The organism is Pectobacterium araliae (assembly GCF_037076465.1).
In the GTDB taxonomy this organism is placed as follows: domain Bacteria; phylum Pseudomonadota; class Gammaproteobacteria; order Enterobacterales; family Enterobacteriaceae; genus Pectobacterium; species Pectobacterium araliae.
This window is the reverse complement of record NZ_AP028908.1, coordinates 1,507,674-1,526,776: the sequence shown is the minus strand read 5'-3', so window position 1 is coordinate 1,526,776 and position 19,103 is coordinate 1,507,674. Positions and strand designations below refer to the sequence as shown.

Annotated in this window: 15 protein-coding genes and 3 pseudogenes; 9 read left to right on the top strand and 9 right to left on the bottom strand. The window is 48.1% G+C overall.

The window, feature by feature from the left end:
• Positions 1-186: 186 nt before the first annotated feature.
• Genes AACH44_RS06850 through AACH44_RS06840 form a run of 3 tightly spaced genes read right to left on the bottom strand, consistent with a single transcriptional unit; the run spans position 187 to position 1,757 of the window.
• Entirely contained in the window at positions 187-606 is a 420-nt protein-coding gene (locus AACH44_RS06850) for a hypothetical protein (RefSeq protein ID WP_261847935.1), read from the bottom strand.
• Between the two features lie 60 nt (positions 607-666).
• Complete coding sequence (locus AACH44_RS06845) at positions 667-849, bottom strand: hypothetical protein (protein WP_261847794.1); 183 nt, start codon at positions 847-849, stop codon at positions 667-669.
• Between the two features lie 11 nt (positions 850-860).
• Positions 861-1,757, bottom strand: coding sequence for an oxidoreductase (locus AACH44_RS06840; protein ID WP_261847793.1), 897 nt, complete (start codon positions 1,755-1,757; stop codon positions 861-863).
• A 76-nt stretch (positions 1,758-1,833) separates the two neighbouring features.
• On the opposite strand from AACH44_RS06840, the gene AACH44_RS06835 reads away from it, so the two are divergent.
• From AACH44_RS06835 to AACH44_RS06820, 4 genes are all read left to right on the top strand, one after another.
• On the top strand, positions 1,834-2,718 hold the full coding sequence (locus tag AACH44_RS06835) for a MurR/RpiR family transcriptional regulator (protein ID WP_261847792.1): 885 nt from the start codon (positions 1,834-1,836) through the stop codon (positions 2,716-2,718).
• Positions 2,718-3,575, top strand: a complete 858-nt coding sequence (locus AACH44_RS06830; protein WP_261847791.1) for a DMT family transporter — start codon at positions 2,718-2,720, stop codon at positions 3,573-3,575. The genes AACH44_RS06835 and AACH44_RS06830 overlap by 1 nt, the downstream gene beginning before the upstream one ends.
• Before the next feature lie 49 nt (positions 3,576-3,624).
• Complete coding sequence (locus AACH44_RS06825) at positions 3,625-3,906, top strand: hypothetical protein (RefSeq protein WP_261847790.1); 282 nt, start codon at positions 3,625-3,627, stop codon at positions 3,904-3,906.
• A 307-nt stretch (positions 3,907-4,213) separates the two neighbouring features.
• On the top strand, positions 4,214-6,988 hold the full coding sequence (locus tag AACH44_RS06820; protein WP_261847789.1) for a winged helix-turn-helix domain-containing protein: 2,775 nt from the start codon (positions 4,214-4,216) through the stop codon (positions 6,986-6,988).
• Here the strand turns inward: AACH44_RS06820 and AACH44_RS06815 are convergent.
• Complete coding sequence (locus AACH44_RS06815) at positions 6,965-8,110, bottom strand: MFS transporter (protein ID WP_338659532.1); 1,146 nt, start codon at positions 8,108-8,110, stop codon at positions 6,965-6,967. The two genes, AACH44_RS06820 and AACH44_RS06815, sit on opposite strands and share 24 nt — an antisense overlap.
• Before the next feature lie 214 nt (positions 8,111-8,324).
• On the opposite strand from AACH44_RS06815, the gene AACH44_RS06810 reads away from it, so the two are divergent.
• Complete coding sequence (locus tag AACH44_RS06810) at positions 8,325-9,131, top strand: SDR family NAD(P)-dependent oxidoreductase (RefSeq protein ID WP_261847787.1); 807 nt, start codon at positions 8,325-8,327, stop codon at positions 9,129-9,131.
• A gap of 422 nt (positions 9,132-9,553) precedes the next feature.
• On the opposite strand, the pseudogene AACH44_RS21200 reads toward AACH44_RS06810, so the two are convergent.
• The 4 genes and pseudogenes from AACH44_RS21200 to AACH44_RS06785 all read right to left on the bottom strand — a co-directional run.
• Positions 9,554-9,942: pseudogene (locus AACH44_RS21200) on the bottom strand (transposase); the annotation flags it as partial.
• 130 nt (positions 9,943-10,072) lie between these two features.
• Complete coding sequence (locus AACH44_RS06795; protein ID WP_261847785.1) at positions 10,073-10,510, bottom strand: hypothetical protein; 438 nt, start codon at positions 10,508-10,510, stop codon at positions 10,073-10,075.
• Positions 10,511-10,560: 50 nt separating this feature from the next.
• Positions 10,561-11,949 (bottom strand): sensor histidine kinase, encoded by a 1,389-nt coding sequence (locus AACH44_RS06790; RefSeq protein ID WP_261847784.1) that lies wholly within the window; start codon positions 11,947-11,949, stop codon positions 10,561-10,563.
• A complete protein-coding gene (locus tag AACH44_RS06785; RefSeq protein ID WP_261847783.1) occupies positions 11,942-12,625 on the bottom strand; it encodes a response regulator in 684 nt (227 codons plus the stop codon). Before AACH44_RS06785 ends, AACH44_RS06790 begins: the two co-directional genes overlap by 8 nt.
• 205 nt (positions 12,626-12,830) lie before the next feature.
• Here AACH44_RS06785 and AACH44_RS06780 point away from each other — a divergent pair, with 205 nt between their 5' ends.
• A complete protein-coding gene (locus AACH44_RS06780) occupies positions 12,831-13,667 on the top strand; it encodes a MipA/OmpV family protein (protein WP_261847782.1) in 837 nt (278 codons plus the stop codon).
• Between the two features lie 272 nt (positions 13,668-13,939).
• Positions 13,940-14,625, top strand: a pseudogene (locus AACH44_RS06775) (IS5 family transposase); the annotation flags it as partial.
• A 3-nt stretch (positions 14,626-14,628) separates the two neighbouring features.
• On the opposite strand, the pseudogene istA reads toward AACH44_RS06775, so the two are convergent.
• Positions 14,629-15,204 (bottom strand): annotated as a pseudogene (istA, locus tag AACH44_RS06770) (IS21 family transposase); the annotation flags it as partial.
• 659 nt (positions 15,205-15,863) lie between these two features.
• Here istA and AACH44_RS06765 point away from each other — a divergent pair.
• Both AACH44_RS06765 and AACH44_RS06760 read left to right on the top strand, forming a co-directional pair.
• On the top strand, positions 15,864-18,287 hold the full coding sequence (locus tag AACH44_RS06765; protein ID WP_261850202.1) for an autotransporter outer membrane beta-barrel domain-containing protein: 2,424 nt from the start codon (positions 15,864-15,866) through the stop codon (positions 18,285-18,287).
• A gap of 320 nt (positions 18,288-18,607) precedes the next feature.
• A complete protein-coding gene (locus AACH44_RS06760) occupies positions 18,608-18,814 on the top strand; it encodes a hypothetical protein (protein WP_338659531.1) in 207 nt (68 codons plus the stop codon).
• The last annotated feature ends 289 nt before the right edge of the window (positions 18,815-19,103 follow it).

The window sequence follows — 19,103 nt, the reverse complement described above, 5'->3', positions numbered from 1 at the left end:
AGCTGTATCAGCATACACTGGTACGGCTTTATTCATTTCTAAAAGCTTGTCAGCCCCTTCATCTCGACCCGTCGCTGCCTGTAGAAAGCTGTTACACGATAACAACACCCTTGCGCCGTCAGCCCTAGCGTGCCATTTAATTTGAGAGCGAGGATTATCCCTACTGCCCCAGCGACGAGAACTGCATCAATGAGAAGCTCGAACGTATGCGTCTGGAGTTTCTGGACGAGACGTTTCGCAATCATCGAACCGACGAGCAATGGCAAGTCCACGTGTGATGATAGGCTGCGCGAGTGCGCCCGATACACCGAACGTAGTTAGCTTGCCAGCGTAGAGCAGAATTGCGCTTGCCGCCTCTGACCCCAGGAATACGCCGCCACTCATTCCGTAGCTGGTGAATACTGGCACACTGAGCGGACCGGTAGATAGCACGAATCCGGTCAGGAACCCGACGATCGCCCCGGCAAAACTCATATGCCAGATGTTCAGATGAAGATTCGATCGTCTGATGAGACGACTCAGCGAGATCATCGCAAGGAAAAAAGCGGCCAGGAACACATCTACAGTGGCAGGAGAAATCGTCAGTAGCATGTGCGCCCCGAGCACAGCAGCAGGAACACCCGCCAACGAATAGGCAAATACCGGCCGCCAACGAATCTCGTGCCACTAGGCAATCACCCGTCCGATGTTGCCGAACAAGGACGCAATCGCCATGACAGGTACCGCGATCCGTGGCCCGTACAGAGTGACGAGGACGGGCAGCATGATTAGCGACGAGCCAGTACCGACGACGCCGCTGAGTACGCCGGCACCGAGGGCGAGGAAGAAGAGAAGTAATAGTGCGATCATCGGCTCCAGAGTCAACCGGGGCCGTCGCTCGCAGCCGCAAGAAGCGGCACCAGGATGTCGCTGATAGGCGTCGGAATGCTATGAACCCGGCCGCGACGCACAATGACGCCGTTGCGAATATCCCATTCGAGTGGTCGACCAGCTTCTCGATCCGTAAGGATGGAGGTGCTCATGTCTGCGGGAGCCGCCTGGAACTTGTCGAGGATCTCCTGCGGCACTTCGTCACCGAGTTCGGCTCCTTCTGCCCGTGCCACGGCAAGGCATTCCTGTAAATAAGCCTGCGTGAGCCTGGCGATGTCAGCACGCCCGAACATGCCCGAGCGGCGGTGCGTGAGCGCCATGAGTCCAGCCACTGCGTTCTGCAATAGTTTGCGCCAGGCCAGTGAGCTGAAGTTCGCGGCCAGGTCTACGGAGCACCGCGTGCCTTGTAGCGCTTTAGCCACTACGCAGGCAGTTGGCGTGTCTGGCAGACTGAGGCGTACCTCGCCGCGCAAGCGTACTGAGCCATCTGACTGCGCCTGTGCGGGAAACCACACGACAGCGGGAACGATCTGTCCGGGCAGAGAGTACGTAGCGAGCCTATCCAACTGTTCGACCCCGTTCTGGAGCACGCATACAACCGTCTCCGGGCCGGTCAACGCCTTGAGCCATTCTGCTGCCGCGGCGATTTGTGTGGACTTGACTGCCAGAAAGACAAGATCAGCCGTGCGAGTGATTTGTGCCGGATTCGTCTGAACCGGACCGGGTACGGTGATAAAGCGATCGCCATCTTGCAGGATCAGGTGGTCGCGCGGAGTACGTCCACACAGCAATGGTGTGCGGCCGACTTCGTGTAACGCCGCCGCGACTGTGGTGCCGATGGCACCTGGGCCAACAACAGCGACAACCGTATTGATTTCAGTGTTCATGAATGCGGACTCCTTGCAACAGAATCGACTTACGTGGTGGTTGTGCCCTTCACAAAGGGAATGTAATATATTACATATGAAAAAAGAAATTGGTAATAGAATTTCAGAGGGCGAGCAGCGGTTACAGCAATGGCTTGGCAGCATTCACGCCCGAAGCGGCGACCTCGCTGCAAGTGAGGCGAAAGTTGTCGATCTCCTGCTTACCGATCCTTTATTTGTCGGTGCAAGCACGACAGCCCAGGTTGCCACCCGTGCAGGTGTATCACCGCCGACAGTGATACGCGCTGCGCGAGCGATCGGGTTCACTGGCTTCACTGAACTTAAGATAGAGATTGCCCGGGCTCGTGGTACTGCCCGGTTCTTTGCACCGCCTGAACGTCTTACAGCGGATGCGACGCTGGCATCGGTGCTGGAAACATCAGTTCGTGCTGGTGTAGATGCACTGACTGCGCTCAGCGGTGCTATCGAAATCTCCGCCCTTGATGAGGCGGTCGATTTAATCCGGAGTGCACGCCAGGTATTTGCATTTGGTGCTGGCCCCTCTTCGACGGTTGCCGCTGATGCTGTCTTTCGTCTGCGGACGGCGGGTGTGATAACCATCAGTATCCAGGATTATTTATCAGCGATGATTGCTGCCCGTCTCCTCGGTCCAGGCGACGTCATGGTCGTCGTCAGTTCAACAGGTCGCACATCATCCACACTCGCCGTCGCTGATGCCGCATCCTCGGCCGGAGCATCGCTTATCGCAATAACTAACCAGTACGAAACTCCACTGGCGACACTCGCCAATGTTTCGCTTGTTGTTGGCGGAGTGCCTCTACCGGCACAGATGGCCGCTGCGGGGAGTCGGCTTGCTCAGCTCGTCGTTATTGATACGCTGGTCGCAACCCTCACTCTGCGGGATAAAGAACAAAGTCGCCGTGCTGAACGGGCGGGCATTGATTTACCGGATATATTTTGATGCAGTTAAGCGCAGTGGCAATGATTCTTACTGCTGCGGTAGCTCATGCGGTATGGAATATAGCCTCAAAATACAAGAAGGAAGACACACTTGTGTTCGTCTGGGCCTACAGCTGTGCCTCAGCACTGCTGTGGGGTCCGATCAGCCTCATTCTGATAGTTGATGGACAACAAACGTTCGACTGGCGACTCGCCGTCGGCGCAGTTATCTCGTCTGCGCTTCATATCGCATATTCTCTAATCTTGCAGGCTGGCTACGAACGCGCCGAACTTGGTGTTGTTTATCCGATTGCCCGGGGGAGCGGACCGGTTCTGACAATACTGTTTGCAACCCTGCTCATGGGTGAACATCTTTCAGTAAGCGCTTTACTCGGCGCGCTTCTCGTTATCGCAGGTATTTTTGTCGTTACTGGCAATCCGTTCAGGAGCGGGAATCAACCACGACAAGGAATGCTATGGGGAGCAGCGACAGGCGCCGCCATCGCTGGCTATACCCTCTGGGACGGTTATTCGGTAATCTCTCTGCGTCTGGATCCAGTGAGCTATTACGCCAGCACACTCTTGCTACAGAGTCTGATTCTTACCCCTGGTGCGATGCGACGACGGTATCGAATTTCAACTACTTTACGTGTGGATATCATCCCAATCCTTATCATTGCTGTATGCTCTCCACTTGCCTACATCCTTGTACTGACAGCCATGCAGAGCATGCCACTTGCACTCGTCGCTCCTCTCAGGGAAACATCCATTATTATCGGCTCTCTTCTTTCGTACTGGCTGTTTCGTGAAAATCATCTGGCACGCCGGATTGCCGGTGCATTAGTGGTGCTGTCCGGCATAGCAATGATTAGCCTTTGATCGCTCCGTTGGATACCAATACTATGAGTGACAAAGGCTCAGGGTTGCTATGTTCCTTAAAGGCAACAGCGCAGGAAAATATACCTTCGCAGGAAACACGCAAAACCATCGAAAATGTTGCCTGGAAGATGTGTTGCAAGCGACGGATATGGAACCAGATATCGCAATGGCGGCATCGGAATCCCCCACAGTGCTTGCAATAATGATGCATGCGCCAGTCGTCGCCTCATTGTCAGCACGGATCATTCGTCAATATGACCCGATTATGGTAATGGTATCGAGTCCGCTTCCGCTGTCTGTGGCTGTTAGCGCCGATGAGATAAGACTGTAAAAACCGCCATCAGTCCTGGCATTGGCATCCCGTACCACCATTATTTAAATGTTCTATGGACACACGCTGCTATTGGTAGGTTAATCCCTGGTCGAATGATTATCCATGCGGGTGCTTTTCCAGCCAGGCCTGATGGCAATAACCAGCTTGATCGCAAAGCTATGCCACATAGCACTATTGGCTTTATAAGCATTAACGGTAAAAGTGGTATTGAATAGTGATACGCCGATGCAGCACATTCAACATGTAGCCTGATTCTGATGACCACTTTCGTTAGAAATGGCTTACTCCATACCGAGAGTTCGTGATGCTCAAAACAGAAGATCTCAACACCAAGATATCAATTGATGAGATTCACTTTGCTGACTGGCAAATCTGGCCACAGCTAAGAATTCTGTTACATCGGGGTAAGCCGGTAAGAATTTCTGCCAGAGCTTTTGATGTTCTGGTTGTTCTGGTGAGTGCTGGAGGTAAAGCGGTAAGTAAAGAATCTTTACTGACTCAAGTGTGGGGAAATGAAATCGTCGAAGAAAATAATCTTCAGGCACAAATTTCAGCTATACGCCGCATACTGGGTCATGAACGCCATCTACTGATTACTGAATTTGGTTGTGGTTATCGCTTTAATATCAACAAACTGCCAACTGAACCGCTCTCTAAATCAGAAATACCTGAGCCCGTTGTTACCCCTTTTCTAGCGTCGATTCTGGGGCGTGATAAAGCTGTGCAGGAATTATGCGTCTTATTAGATCAATACCGTCTGGTGACGATTACAGGCTCAGGGGGCGTGGGTAAGACTCGTTTGGCATGGGAAGTCGTCAGCCTTACACACTCGCATTTTCCTGATGGAATATGTGTGGCTGAACTGGCGCATATCACCGAAGCATCTAGCTTGCTATCTGTTATTTCACAAGCGCTCCATCTTCCATTAGCTGCCATTCATAATGATGCCGATTTACGGCAACAGCTTGCACGACGTCGATGTTTACTGCTGATTGATAACTGTGAACATGTCATTAGTGAACTGCAACCAGTGATTACGTTGCTCCTGCACCTGGCTCCCCATATCAAACTGTTGTTGACCAGCCAGGTAGCGTTACAGGTCGCCGGCGAGCAACAATATCTACTACCGCCATTACAAGTTCCTGAGAGCGAAGAGGCTGATACCCACGAGTTACTGACTTTTGACAGTGTCCGCCTCTTTATCGAACGCGGGCAGGCCAACCGACATAATTTCCATCCATCAGCCAGCGAACTGTCGTTGATTGGCGAATTATGCCGTCATCTTGACGGTCTGCCGTTGGCGATCGAACTTGCGGCCTCCCGTCTGCCAGTCATGAGTGTCAAAGAGATCTATAGCCGACTGGAAGACCGTTTCCAGCTACTGAGCAATACGCACAGCTCTCTGGTGCCCAGACATCAGAAAATACTGACCACGCTGGAGTGGACTTATCAGTTACTCAATACACGTGAACAACGATTATTTTGCTCTCTGGGGATCTATACCGATATGTTCAGTGTGAAATCAGTAAGCGACTTTCTGCTTATTAAAGACAAGCATCGCTGGCAGGTTGTTGACGATCTGCAAAGATTGCTGTCTTTATCCCTGATTCAGGTCAGTACTCAGGTACCAGAGACCCGTTTCCGCCTGCTGGAAACCATGCGCCAGTTCGTATGCGATAAACTCAGACAACAGGGTGAATATACTGGTCTTGAGGCCCGTTTTGCCGGTTATTATAAAGTTCTGGTAGAAGAGGCCCAAGGTGATTGGTTTATACTGCCAACGGGACAGTGGCGTGAACGTTATAGCCATATGCTTAATGATTTGCGGAGTGTATTACAGCAAACGTTGGCTGAGGGGGCCGATTCTTCTAAGGGACTTGAGATCTTACAAGCGATGACCCCTTTTTGGATTGAATATTCACTCTACGATGAATGTCAGCGCCATATCTATCCTCTGCTTTATGAAAATACTTCTCGGGTAATATTAACGCTACGCCAGAGAATGAATCTCAGCGCTGTAGCAGGTAAGGCGTCAACCTGGGCAAAAGGCCCTACGCCTGAAACACATTCAGCCTGGAAAACCGCGCTGGCACTTGCAGAAAAGCTCGACGACAAAGAAATACGTTTACAGGCTCATTACGGATTATGGTTGTATTATCTCCGTACTGGCGAGCTGGATAAAGCGCTTGAGCATGCGCAATCGATGTGCGAGCTAGCACGGTCCATTAGTGACGAGGAGGCGATGGCAACCGGGCTGCGTATTCTTGGTGTATCCCTGCATTTTTTGGGGCGTCATGACGTCGGGCGTGATTATCTCCAGCAATCTCTTGACTGGTATGAACATGGCGAATTAAGTCACTCTTTCCGTTTTGGTCTTGATCAAGAGACCGCCGGTCAGGCCTTTCTGTCTCGTTTACTGTGGTTACAGGGTGAGTATAAGGCCGCGAAACAGATGGCATGGCGCGCTGTTAAAAAAGCCGCTCGTTTGCAGCATGTCTGTTCTCTTTGCTGTGCACTCGCTGAAGGCGCTTGTATGACAGCGGCACTGGATCGTAATCCACGTTGGGTTATAAGGGCCGCAAACTGGCTTATTCATCTGGCAGAAAGGCATGATTTGTATTTCTGGAAGACATACGGCGAGCTGTTTCTTGTTTGGGCCAAACAGTTCAGTCATACCGATGTTAGTCAAACCATACTGTTTAGCTCGTTGCGGGCGATGGGATTAGACTGGCAATATTCCCCCTTGTTGTCAGAAATTGATATCGGGTTATCGCTGAGAACCGCCCGCCAGGATCATGAAAACTGGTGCACTCCTGAGCTGATGCGTCTTTTTGCCACTCAATTACCTCCTCAGGAGCAACGCCTGCTGTTGGAGCAGGCTCTGGACAAAGCGCGCCAGCAACAGGCTCATGGCTGGGCCCTCCGTATTGCTTATTCATTGGCGACATTGCAGGCTGAAGCCGGGGAAAAATGGGCTGCTAAACAATTGATACAGGACGCTTTACATGATGTTGATGACTCAGACAATGCGACGGATGTAAGAAATGCTATGGCGCTATGTGCCCGAATAGGGGCCTGAATATTTACGTCTTACGGCTATCAACATCCCCATGATCACGAGTCCGGCCCCTGCTGAAGAAATCAGCGTCCAGCTATGAGTTGTCTCCCATAACCAGGTGGCAGTCAGTGAGCCACATGCTCCGCCAATAAACATAACGCACATAAATAATGTATTAAGACGGTTTCTGGCATCCGGACGCAAAGAATAAATCGTGTGCTGATTAGCTATCAGTACACATTGCTCACCCGCATCCAGTAGTAGAATGCCCACCACCATACCCACCATACTGTTCCATCCCCAAAAAACAGCCCAGGCTAGCAGCATGAGTATCACACCAAAAACAACCATTCGGAATGGTCCCTGACGATCGCTGAAACTTCCCGCCAGAGGCGCACACAGAATACCGATTAACCCCAAAGCAGCCAGGGTGCCGGTGACCCCTGCACCGTAATCGTAGCGATGAGCTAACCAGAAAGGAAGCACAGTCCACAGCACGCTGAAGGAGGCAAACAGCATTGCTTGTGTAAGAGTTGCACCACGCACCTGCGGCTCGCTTTTCCACAGCAGTCCTAATGAACGTAATACCGCAAGATAGTTAAACTTTGGCGTTGACAACGACTGAGTAGGCAAAATGCGTAAGATGAAAAATATAGCCAGCAATGTCATGATCGCGCCGGACAAAAAGACGCCACGCCAGCCGAAATACTGACCAATAAGGCCTCCGATAGCCCGACCAGCAAGGATACCTGCCAGGACACCGCTCATCACCGTACCCACGGTTTTACCTCGTGCAGAAGTTCTGGAGAGCGAGGCGGCAAGCGGCACTATCTGTTGAGCTACTGTTGCAGCCATCCCGGTAAGGAAGGAGAAGAACACCAACACTGTCGCCGTTGGGGATAACATCATGCCGATCAGTGCCAGGAAAAGCACCTGCGCTTGACGCAGGATAAGCCACTGACGTTCAATATAATCGCCCAGGGGGATCAGAAAGAATAAGCCCACCGCATAGCCTAACTGGGTGGCCATGGGGATCAAAGAAACCGCTCCCCATTCATTGGGAAAGGACCCAGCAATCAAATTCAGGACAGATTGATTAAAATAAATATTCGCTACAACAATACAGCAAATAATCGCCAGCATAAGAATCCTGGTAGAAGAAAACTCGTGATTGTCCGAACGCATTGACCACTCCTGGCACTAAACTCAATATTGTCTGGAGTATAAGCAAAGGCGACACCTAACTCTTTGACCGCTTTTTTCAGACATCTGAATTCTGATGCACAAGCTCCTGAAAAAGAGATTTGTTACTAATACTGCTCATGTTATTTACTGTGCTTAACTTGAGGAGCAACAAATGGATTTAAAACTGACTGGAAAAGTGGCTCTGGTAACTGGAGCCAGTACCGGAATTGGTTTCAGCATTTGTGAAGAATTGGCCGTGAATGGTGTGCATTTAGTCATGGTGGCCAGACGAGAACCTGAGCTGATTCTTGCTGCGAAAAAAATCTCAGAGAAATACGGTGTTTCGGTGCTGCCTGTTGCCGGGGATGTAACTGATCCCAAACTACCTTCTTTAGTGGTTGAACAAGCGGAAAAGGCTTTTCAGCGTATAGATTTACTGGTGAACAATGCCGGAAGAGCCCATGCGGGCACGCTGTTAACCACTTCGGAAGAAGACTGGCAGATAATGACTGAGACCAAATTCTCCGCCATGCGACGTTTTTGTAAGGCAATCATCCCGGGGATGCAGAAACGAAACTGGGGGCGTATTGTCAATATCTCATCCATTGGCGGTATCTATCCTAATCCGCAACTTACTGTTTCACACGCACTAAGCGCCGCTATCAACAACCTGACACGTAGTTTAGCACTGAGCGTGGCTCCAGATGGCATTCTGGTCAATGCTGTCGGCGTAGGCGCTGTTGCGACGGATAATTGGGCGCAGAATATGCTACCGAATGTCCGCAATCGTCGTCCTGAACTGGATGACAGAACAGACGAAGAGGTAATGGCATTACTGGGTAAAGAGAAAACGCCTGTGGGCCGCTTTGGACTTCCTGAAGATATTGCTGCGATTACTGCGTTCCTGCTTTCTGGAAGGAATCAGTTTGTTACTGGACAGACAATCGAAGCATCAGGCGGAGCAGACAGATTTATGTAATCTCGTCCATTCAACTCAAATAATGTTTGAGTATTGAATTAGTTTAACTGGGTATTTGCTCTTCTTTTCAACCACTGCGAAACATGAGGCCGGACATGGGGGGTCTGAAACGCTAAGAAGCCCCCAAAGCTAATATAATCTAAACTTCATAACGTAATAGATACCGGCACCATGAAATAAATTTAACTGGGAAATTCATGGCATTTTTTAAAAACAATAGAAATAGAGGAGAACCACTATATCAAAAAACAAACGCTATCAAATACAAACTATAGTTCGCCTGACTGGCTGACTATCCGTGAAGCAGTCGGCGTGATAAATAAAAAAGGACTGAAAACTAAAAAAGTGACATTTACAGGAATGCATTAATGGCAGCATTCATTTCTCTATTTACTTTCAGTCGCCAATTACATTACGGAAATGCGGATGCGCAGGCGCAGCGCACTGTCATCGGCAGCAACAGAACGATACCTGAGCGAGCTGAGGCTGACCCGCAGCGCAAAACAGATTTGTCTTTCGCTGGCATCGTATCGGGCCTGTAAATCCCTAACCCATTCGCGCAGGCGTGCCAGCGTCAGCTCTTTTTTGCCAGCACGTCCTGCAACATGGCCTTATCGAGGCTGAGGTCTGCAACCAGCCTCTTCAGCCGCAGATTTTCTTCTTCGAGCTGCCGCATATGCTTCAGCTCCGAAGGAGAAATGCCGCCGTATTTTTTACGCCACGTATTGAAAGTGGCATCCGAAATGCCCAGCTTGCGGCAGACGTCCGGCACGGACGTCCCCAGTTCGGCCTGCTTCAGGGCAAAGACAATCTGCTCTTAGGTGGATCGTGACTTTTTCATCGGCACCACCTCCTTTCAGGGAGTGTTTATCATGCCGGAATTCTGTTTCTGAATGGAGCAGGATTTTGGGTCAGGGTCAGAGTTGTACGAGAGTGTCGTGTTAGCAAATTCTATCGCCATCAGCCCAACGCTTAATATCACTCACTTTTGGCGACCTGATGCCCGTACTCAAAATATTCTTGGTTGTGTACAGGCTGATCTTAGCTTTGTCACCATCATGACTTTCAATCTGAATTAGCGTGTTGTTGATCAACAGTCCTTCTGAAAGAAATTTTTGAGTGATCTCACCTTCTTTACGCTCACCGTCAAACTCGCTAAATACGATGACCGGATTTCCTGAATATGACTCATATTCCAGACACTGCCTTGCCATATACCTTAGGGTTCTATAAGTATCGGAGGACCCCGTCTTGCTAATGAAACTCCCGTCTAAGGAGGATTTGCTGTTTTTTAAATCGCTGACGGTGATGGCGCATCCGCTAAGTGATAGAGAAAATAATATTGTAGCCAGGGCCAAATATTTCAATTTATGCTCCATTATTCTGGTAAATGTCCTGGGCAGGATGGGGACTAAAATTGCGTTCTCTTTCAGACGGAATTGTGATTTGGGATATCAACAATAACCATGAGCCCGCCTTCTGCAGACGTACTTAGCAAAACACTGCTGTTGTGTTGCTGCGCAACCGCTTTGACTATTGCAAGCCCCAATCCACTCCCGCTTTGTATCTGATTGGGATCACGAAAAAATCTGTCGAATACCCGTTCCCTCAATTCAACCATGATCCCGGGCCCTGCATCTGAGATACGCAATTGAGTGGATTTATCTGACAATCGTACTTCTACCTCAACCCGCCCGCCCTCAGGACTGTACTTCACAGCATTTTCAATTAAGTTGTCGATTAGCGACATCAGCCGTTCCCTGACCCCTGTAATCCAGACTTCATCATGAAAGTAGAATTCAAGCTCAATCCGGCTCTCAGCCGCTAGCGGTGATAACTCAGCCATTCGCTCTTGTATGAGCGTCGTCAGCGGCACAGGCTCCATAACAGTGTCAATGGGCGCTTCACTGTGCATCAGCAGCAGCAACTGATTGACGAGACGAGCAGCACGGCTATTGCTACGAATAATCCCTGCAAGCAATTCCTGTTGACTAAAGTTGCTTACATCGGACTGCAAAGCCTCAACATTGACTCGCATTGCAGCCAGCGGAGTACGCAACTCGTGAGCGGCATCGGCAATGAAAGTCCGTTCCCTTTCAGTGCTTTCTCTCACCCTAGCAAGGAATATATTAATCGCGTCAACTATTTGGCGAAGCTCCTTATGCTTTGGCACTACTTTTAAGGGAGAAATATCTTCTGGTGTTCGTAAGGAAACTTCATTTGCCACCTTGTTCCAAGGACGCATTGCAATGCGGATTGACAGCCACGCTGGAAACAACAGAAAGGGAATACATACTAGCAGCGGTAATATGTAATATCCGCGCGAGTTCAGGTATATGAAGAAGTTCCAACCGCCAGCAGGAGTGAGCAGTGTCACCTCTGTGTCGGAGCTCCTAGACTTCAGAGTACGGCTAGTCCAAGTGCGACCGTTACTCTGAATGCTTTGAATCATCCCATAACCGGTGTTTGCCACTCCTACCGGAGCGCCATCAGATGAATAAATTATCTCTTTATTCTTGCGAACGATTAGGCTGATTGACATTTTTGGGTCTTCGCCTCCGCCATAGCCTTCCCGCAATGCCTTGCTGAATTTTTCCAGCACATCGGTGAGATCGTGCGGACGATCCCCCATACGATCCACCAGTGTCAGAATGGTTTCATAGGTTTTGCTGCCTGATAGCATTGGAGGGCTACGCAAGTTATCCCATAAAATGTAGGTCAGAAAAATACACCAAATCAGCGTGAGTAATAGCATCTGGGCGATCATAATTCGCCGTACTAGCGTTGGGATTCTCAGATAGTGCCAAAAATTACGCATCAACCTCCCCCTTCTGAATGGGTACGGTATCAATGACAAACCCAACACCTCTCACCGTTCGCACATAGCTGTCACCGATTTTGCGACGCAAATTTCCCATATGTACATCGAGCGCATTACTCATATTTTCTTTTGCACCGAAGATTCTTTCTTCCAGAAAACTACGTGTCATAACACGGTCAGCACGCAACATTAACGTTTCAAGCAGCGCGTATTCACTTGCCGTCAAATCAACATGCCTTTCGCTCACGGTCACGCGACGAGTCGGCACATGGAGAGATAGCCCTCGAATCTCTATCACCTCATTCTGAAAACCGTAACTGCGCCGCACAAGTGCCCTCACCCTGGCCAGTAACTCGGCGAGAACAAAAGGTTTGACGAGATAGTCGTCTGCACCGGCATCCAGACCAGTCAAGCGGTCTTGCAGAGTGCCCCGGGCAGTCAGGATGATGACGGGGATCCCCTTGAACTGGTGACGCAGACGCGCCATCAGGCTCATGCCATCACCGTCGGGCAGGCCGAGGTCGAGCAAGACAAGTTCTGGCACGCAGACATCGAGTTGATGCAGAGCATCCACTTTTCGGCGAACCCATATGACATCTAATCCCTGGTCTGTAAGGGCTATACGTACGCCATTGCCGAGATCGATGTCGTCTTCAATTAGGAGAATTTTCACAATAGTGACTTTATCAACAGTGAATGAAGAACGTCTGAAGAAAAAAACGGTATCAGTAAATCTATCAGGTTTGCAGAACGGGTACTTACTTCAGTATTTCTTCATTTTTGGCTCATGAGAACTTCAGGGTCAGCATTCACACTGAGCGTTCTGGCGTTTAAAACCGCCTGTATCGTCGTCAGTTGAATCCACAAGGACTTCCTTAATGAGAAATATCGAGCTGAGTCATAAGTTCCTCCCTTCACTCCCGGGGCATACCCTGGAAAAATTGTTATCAGGATTTATCCTGGCGTTACTGGCAACGCCAGTACTGGCAGCTGAACAGAAACAGGGCAACGAGTTGACCCTGGGGGGAGGCGTGGATGTTGCGCCACGTTATTCTGGTTCGGATGAAAGCCGAGTCACGACGGCCTTGGTGATTGATTACTCGATGGTAAATGGTTTCTTCGTCAGCTCCACGCGTGGTATCGGTTACGGTAACAACATCGGCAGATTTGATTACAGCGCTGCGCTAAGTTATCGCACAGGCCGAAAGGATCATGACGTGGACAGCGACTCGCTCAGCTACGGTAGCGACTACCTGCGCGGTATGGGTGACGTTAAAGGCTCCGCTATCGTTGTGCCTGGCATGGGATACGAGGTAACCGACTGGCTTAATTTGCAATTGCAGGCTGAGGTACCGGTTTCTCAGCGAAGCAATGGTGAGGTCCTGCATTTCAGCATTGTCAGCCCGCTTTATACGTCCTCGAAAAACTCTGTGACGCTGGCGCTGACCAGTAGTTGGGGAACCAGTAAGTACATGCAGACTTACTACGGAGTCAGTGCTTCACAGTCGGCCGCATCGGGGTTTACTCGATATGATGCCAAGTCTGGAATTTATGCCTATTCACTGAATATGGACTGGACGCACAAGCTTAATCAAGACTGGAGCGTAGTTGCCGCAGCAGGTTTTACGCAGTTGGCTGGTGACGCACGAAATAGTCCAATTGTTCAACGAAAAACATCGCCCACTGGCAGCCTGAAGGTGACATATAGCTTCTGATCGTTGTTCGACGTGTACTTCCCGGTAGCCTGTGGCTATGCACTGTCCACAAATACAAATTCGCCCTGCCCCAGTTCAGATGATGGGGCGCTACTCAACTCACCAAATCGCCTTGATTATGCCATGTCACTCAGCGCTATGATATTAACTATGCTTAATTTGAGGAGTAATAAATGAATTTAAAACTGACTGGGAAAGTGACTTTAGGCTGTGTCCCGTAACTATTTTTTGTACAATACGAAGCATAGTTTAACCACAAAGAGTCCTTCAATTTGGCTCGTTACGATTTCCCTGATGATGCATGGTTTCTGATTGCCCCCATGCTGCCACCTGAGAGAGGTTCAGCTAAAGGGGGACGGCCTTATCTTGCGCACAGGCATGTCATGAATGGCATATTTTGGGTTCTTTGTTCTGGAGCACCGTGGAGAGATTTACCCGAACGCTATGGCCACTGGAAAACGATTTACAACCGCTTTAACCGGTGGTCAAAAACCGGAGTAATGAACTGCCTTTTCAATAAGCTACTTCAAATTCTGGATGAAAAAGCACTGATTGACTGGGATGTCATCGCGCTTGATGGCAGTAATATTCGAGCCCTGAAAGCCGCTGCGGGAGCCAAAAAAAACATCCCGATGAACTCGACGATCATGGGCTGGGTCGCTCTCGCGGCGGCTTTGGCACCAAAATCCATCTGGCGACAGATGGCACCGGATTGCCATTAAGTTTCTGTCTGAGCGGTGGGCAAGCCCACGAAAGCCAGTATGCAAAAGACCTGCTCAACCGAGTTGGTGTTATTCGTAAAAATGGGTGTCTGAAATCGCGTCCAAAAGCTGTACTGGCGGATAAGGGATACTCAGGGAAAAGCCTTCGTATTTATTTGAAGGTTAAGGGAATAAAGTCAGTCATTCCTTTTAAACGGAATGAGAAAGCCAGTCAGGATAGACGCAGAAAACTCAATACCCAGTGGGACGACAAAGCTATGCTTCAGATAGCGGTTGAATCGTTCAACTTTACCCTTGGTCTTTGCGCGATAAGGCCTGCACACCCGGGGTGTAAAACCGTACTTCTCGGCGAGAGCCAGTAATGGCGGGTTCCACCGGTGACGGCCTTCACCATAAACGTCACGTTCAAGAATAATGGTCTTGGCATTATCAAACAGCAGGTGCTTCGGTGTTCCACCAAAGGCCAGAAGTACCTGTTCAATGCCATCACACCATGCCGCCGTATTCTGGCGGGGATAAAAGCGTACAAAGGTTGCCCGACTCCAGCCCAGCGTCGCGACAAATGCCAGCAACGGATTCCGGCCCTGCCTGATCACCGTAAAATCGACCTGCATCTGCCCGCCGGGCTGCGTCTCAAAACGCATGACGGGATCGTTCGGCTGTTGCTTAAGCGGAAGCAAGAAAGCCGTCAACATGCTGTATCCACCGGAGTACCCGCGAAGTTGGATCTCACTCAGCATAACGCTGGCCGGTATCCAATGGGATCTGGCAGCAGCAACACGCTCAAGAATATAGGGCTTAGACGGATCCAGCTTCCCGGACATTGTATCGCTTCTTTTATTTATGCATTGTTTAACCTTCCTCAGGTCAGGTAGCCGCCATGGCAACTCCTGTTTGCAGCCTGCTACCTTACAGGGTTCACTGACTGAGTAAGCCGTGGTCGCTCTCCAAAAGCCATGCAAAAGAAAATTTCCAGCTTATTAAATTTCAGGGCTCTCCCTTCATCGCTCAAAAAAAAACCAGTTATGTGTAAGAATATATCTCACATAAAATTAACAAAACCGAACAAAAATTAAACAACATAGAGGTGTAAAACATTGTGCATTTTCATTTACTTGCGGGTTTTCGAGATAAAATAAAATGCTTTAAATATGGATAAAACTGCTATTCAATCTCAATTAATAAGCAAGAAAATTATTTCCAATGCATTTTTTTTGTGCAGAAGAATCAAATGTTACAAATGGAAATTACGCGTTCATTTGACATGCGAACAATTTGAATATTACCTTAAGGTTATTCTTAACTTAAATAAGACAGCGCCATATTTATGCTATTTAAAAAATAAAGTGAGGCGCACTCATATGCTCATGTCATGACAGCCCGATATATTATTATGATGATTTTGGTTAGTTCCGTCTGTTCTGAAAGTTATTAAACAGTTTCTCATTGATAATGGTGTTCTCAGGAGAAAAATATGAAATTCAAGAAAAAGTTAGTGGCGGTTTCGATAACACTTACAGTGACAGCGCAAGTGCATGCTGCAAATCAATTCCTCGAAAATGGCAAATCGGATCAATATCTGATACAGAGTGTTTATAATGATCATTCTGCTGACACATTTCTCACAAATAGTAAAAACGATATCAACGGTCAGTTTAATAAATCCGACCATTATCTGGTAAACCTGTCATCAGCAAAAATTGGCGCTGTAGAAATTGATTCTGGCACAAAATACGGCATTACAAAATCAGAACTTAAATTTAACTCTGATGGAATGGCTATTAACCCCAGAAAATCGACTGAACTTGCTAACGTCATTACTAACTACGGCAATCTCGAAGCAACGCTTATCAAGAAAGATGCAGCATTGCAGGGAAATTATTTCGTAGCTCAAAGCGGGACAGCTGATAGTATCCAGAATTCGGGATTGATTAATGGTGGGATATTAAATAATGGAGTTATAACAAACTCAATTATTAATGGCGATGACGCTGAAAATGGTCAGGTTAACGTTATTCAAAACAACGGTGCGGTCGGTAGCATTCTTAATAAAGGCATCGTCGTTAATGATATTGAAAACAAAGGGACGGTTAACCAATCAATTGAGAACGATGGTATTATCAAAGGTAATCTGATAAACAGCGGCAAGATCAGTGGTAAAGAAAACGGCATTGCCAACACCGGTACTGTTTTGGGTTCTCTCGTCAATAATGCTCAGATTTCCGGTAGCGTGACTAACTCTGGGAAAATTGAAAATGGCATCTTTAATAAGAAACAAATAGACGGCAACTTAGTCAATACCGGTACCGTTGAAAATGGAATACTAAATAGTGGCACAATAAAAGATGGGGTTGTCAATAGCGGCGTTATCAATGGCGGGTTCAAAAACACAGGAGAAATAGACGGGGAGTTTAATAATACTGGTGTAATAAATGACGGACTTTCTCTGGGCAATTTCAACGGCGAGTTAATCAACTCAGGCGCTATCAGCGGGGATATTGATTCCAGTGAAACCTTTACCCTGACAAACAATGCAATCTATACCGTCAAAGATGGCGGGTTAACCAGTCTCAATACCCATTTCGTAAATAACAATATTCTTATTCTTAACCCAACCTCGCACAGTGCTGGAAACACGCTTTCGGTAGCCAGTTACGATGGCAAACAAAACAGCGTCATTTCTCTCGGTGCCGTACTGGGTGGCGACGACTCCCTGACCGATAAACTGGAGATCAGGGGCGCAGCTACCGGTACATCGACTGTCATCGTCAATAATGAGAATGGTAAGGGCGGTCAGTCAGAAGACGGGATCCAAATCATCTCTTACGCTCAGGATCAAAATGCGACCTTCATTCAGGGAAACCGAATCTCGGCGGGTCTTTTTGATTATAAGCTTGATCAAAAAACCGACGGTGTCTATCTGGATTCTGCGGGTTACCGCCCGGAAATTGGCGGTTTTACCAGCAATATCCATGCAAATAATACGTTGTTCAATACCTCGCTACATGACCGGCTGGGTGAGACCCGTTACATTGAGCCTCAAACGGGCAAGTTAATGACCACAAGCTTATGGATCCGTAATACCGGTGGGCACAACCGTTTCTCTATGGATGGCGGTTTAAAAACCACCGCTAATCGCTATGTGCTACAGATTGGCGGTGATATCGGCCAATGGAACGATGGCAATCAGGGCAGTTTACGTATCGGCGTAATGGGCGGATATGGTAATCAGAAAAGCAGTACGAATGCCAGTCAGACAGGCTTAAGCGCGAAAAGCGAAGTGAGCGGTTACAGCGCTGGCTTATACGGTACCTGGTATCAAAACGACCTCGAAAAGACCGGGTTCTTTGTAGACAGTTGGGCGCTCTATAACAGGTTCAATAACACGGTTAAAAGCAACGATGAGGGAAGCATCAGCTACGACGCGAAGGGCATCACAGCCTCTGTTGAGGGGGGCTATACTCTTCCGGTAGCGACCTATACCAATTCAAACCTCTACGTCGCCCCCTCTCTTCAGGTCACTTATATGGGTGTGGAAGCTGACGATACTCAGTTGAACGATGGAACGACCATCGCCAGCAAAGGTGACGACAATGTCCAGACTCGTCTCGGCATGAGGACGTATTTAAAAGGCACAAGCAGCGCGGATAAAGGCACGGGTCTTGTATTTGAACCTTTCATCGAAGCCAACTGGATTTATAACAGTAAAAACTATGGCGTCGCCAGCAATGGTTATACTGCTGAGATGAACGGAGCACATAATATTGGAGAAGTAAAAACTGGTGTAGAAGCAAAACTGCATAATAACTTCAATTTATGGGGAACAATTGGACAACAAATTGGCGATAAGAGCTACAGTGATAGCCGGGCGACTGTTGGCGTGAAATATATATTCTAGTTTATAAACTGTGACATGTCAGTCGTAATGACACGCTCGACATGTCGCATATTTAGTTTATTTAAATAAATTAACATCGCCGGCCTGATAATATGCCAGCCTGTGACCAGAATGCAAGCTAACCACTAATATCAACCAAGATCTTTCCGAAGAACATAGATTATAAAAATAATCTGAGTAGCACTTGGATTTTCACTTTTATCAGCTACATCGCTTTTGGATTATTATATAAAGAGGGCTCTCTACTATTATTACAAATAACAAAATCACCCCAAACGACATTTATAAAATACATTGCGTGTTATATCATGAATAAATATATGCCAATATCAGTGAGCCAACAACACCGCATTGTCGCTGATATGGCTGCCTACGAGGCTGCGTGGCTAAAACTGGACGGGGCCGCAGAGAATGAAATCCTTAAAATAGAAAACCAGCAACCACTATTGTTGCGTGATTATTTTCGCAAAAGATATACTTACTGGCAGGCCCTCTACAGCGATCCTTTATATTTCATCGACGAGTGACTGGTGAAAATTATATTATTCCTATAGATAGATTATAAAAGCTTTTTCTGCTGAACCTGATTTTATACGGAGTTCATTTTGTATTGGCTTACCGAACCTAAATAGCTTTCCGAAATAATAGATCATATATGGACGTCCCGTGGCGTACAAGTACTGACGTGATACGGTTTGCTGTCATATATCCGGCGTCTTTTTGGGAAAATTTTCCCGCGCCATGATGTCATCCGCACCCTGTTTCCTTATCACTTGACCGGTATTTTCTACCTGGATCTACTTCAGGTTATTACAG

Bases quoted from the DNA above. Each gene is read 5' to 3' on its own strand.
- AACH44_RS06845 (WP_261847794.1), bottom strand. From the start codon at position 849: ATGATCGCACTATTACTTCTCTTCTTCCTCGCCCTCGGTGCCGGCGTA.
- AACH44_RS06840 (WP_261847793.1), bottom strand. From the start codon at position 1,757: ATGAACACTGAAATCAATACGGTTGTCGCTGTTGTTGGCCCAGGTGCC.
- AACH44_RS06835 (WP_261847792.1), top strand. From the start codon at position 1,834: ATGAAAAAAGAAATTGGTAATAGAATTTCAGAGGGCGAGCAGCGGTTA.
- AACH44_RS06830 (WP_261847791.1), top strand. From the start codon at position 2,718: ATGCAGTTAAGCGCAGTGGCAATGATTCTTACTGCTGCGGTAGCTCAT.
- AACH44_RS06825 (WP_261847790.1), top strand. From the start codon at position 3,625: ATGTTCCTTAAAGGCAACAGCGCAGGAAAATATACCTTCGCAGGAAAC.
- AACH44_RS06820 (WP_261847789.1), top strand. From the start codon at position 4,214: ATGCTCAAAACAGAAGATCTCAACACCAAGATATCAATTGATGAGATT.
- AACH44_RS06815 (WP_338659532.1), bottom strand. From the start codon at position 8,110: ATGCTGGCGATTATTTGCTGTATTGTTGTAGCGAATATTTATTTTAAT.
- AACH44_RS06810 (WP_261847787.1), top strand. From the start codon at position 8,325: ATGGATTTAAAACTGACTGGAAAAGTGGCTCTGGTAACTGGAGCCAGT.
- AACH44_RS06795 (WP_261847785.1), bottom strand. From the start codon at position 10,510: ATGGAGCATAAATTGAAATATTTGGCCCTGGCTACAATATTATTTTCT.
- AACH44_RS06790 (WP_261847784.1), bottom strand. From the start codon at position 11,949: ATGCGTAATTTTTGGCACTATCTGAGAATCCCAACGCTAGTACGGCGA.
- AACH44_RS06780 (WP_261847782.1), top strand. From the start codon at position 12,831: ATGAGAAATATCGAGCTGAGTCATAAGTTCCTCCCTTCACTCCCGGGG.
- AACH44_RS06765 (WP_261850202.1), top strand. From the start codon at position 15,864: ATGAAATTCAAGAAAAAGTTAGTGGCGGTTTCGATAACACTTACAGTG.
- AACH44_RS06760 (WP_338659531.1), top strand. From the start codon at position 18,608: ATGCCAATATCAGTGAGCCAACAACACCGCATTGTCGCTGATATGGCT.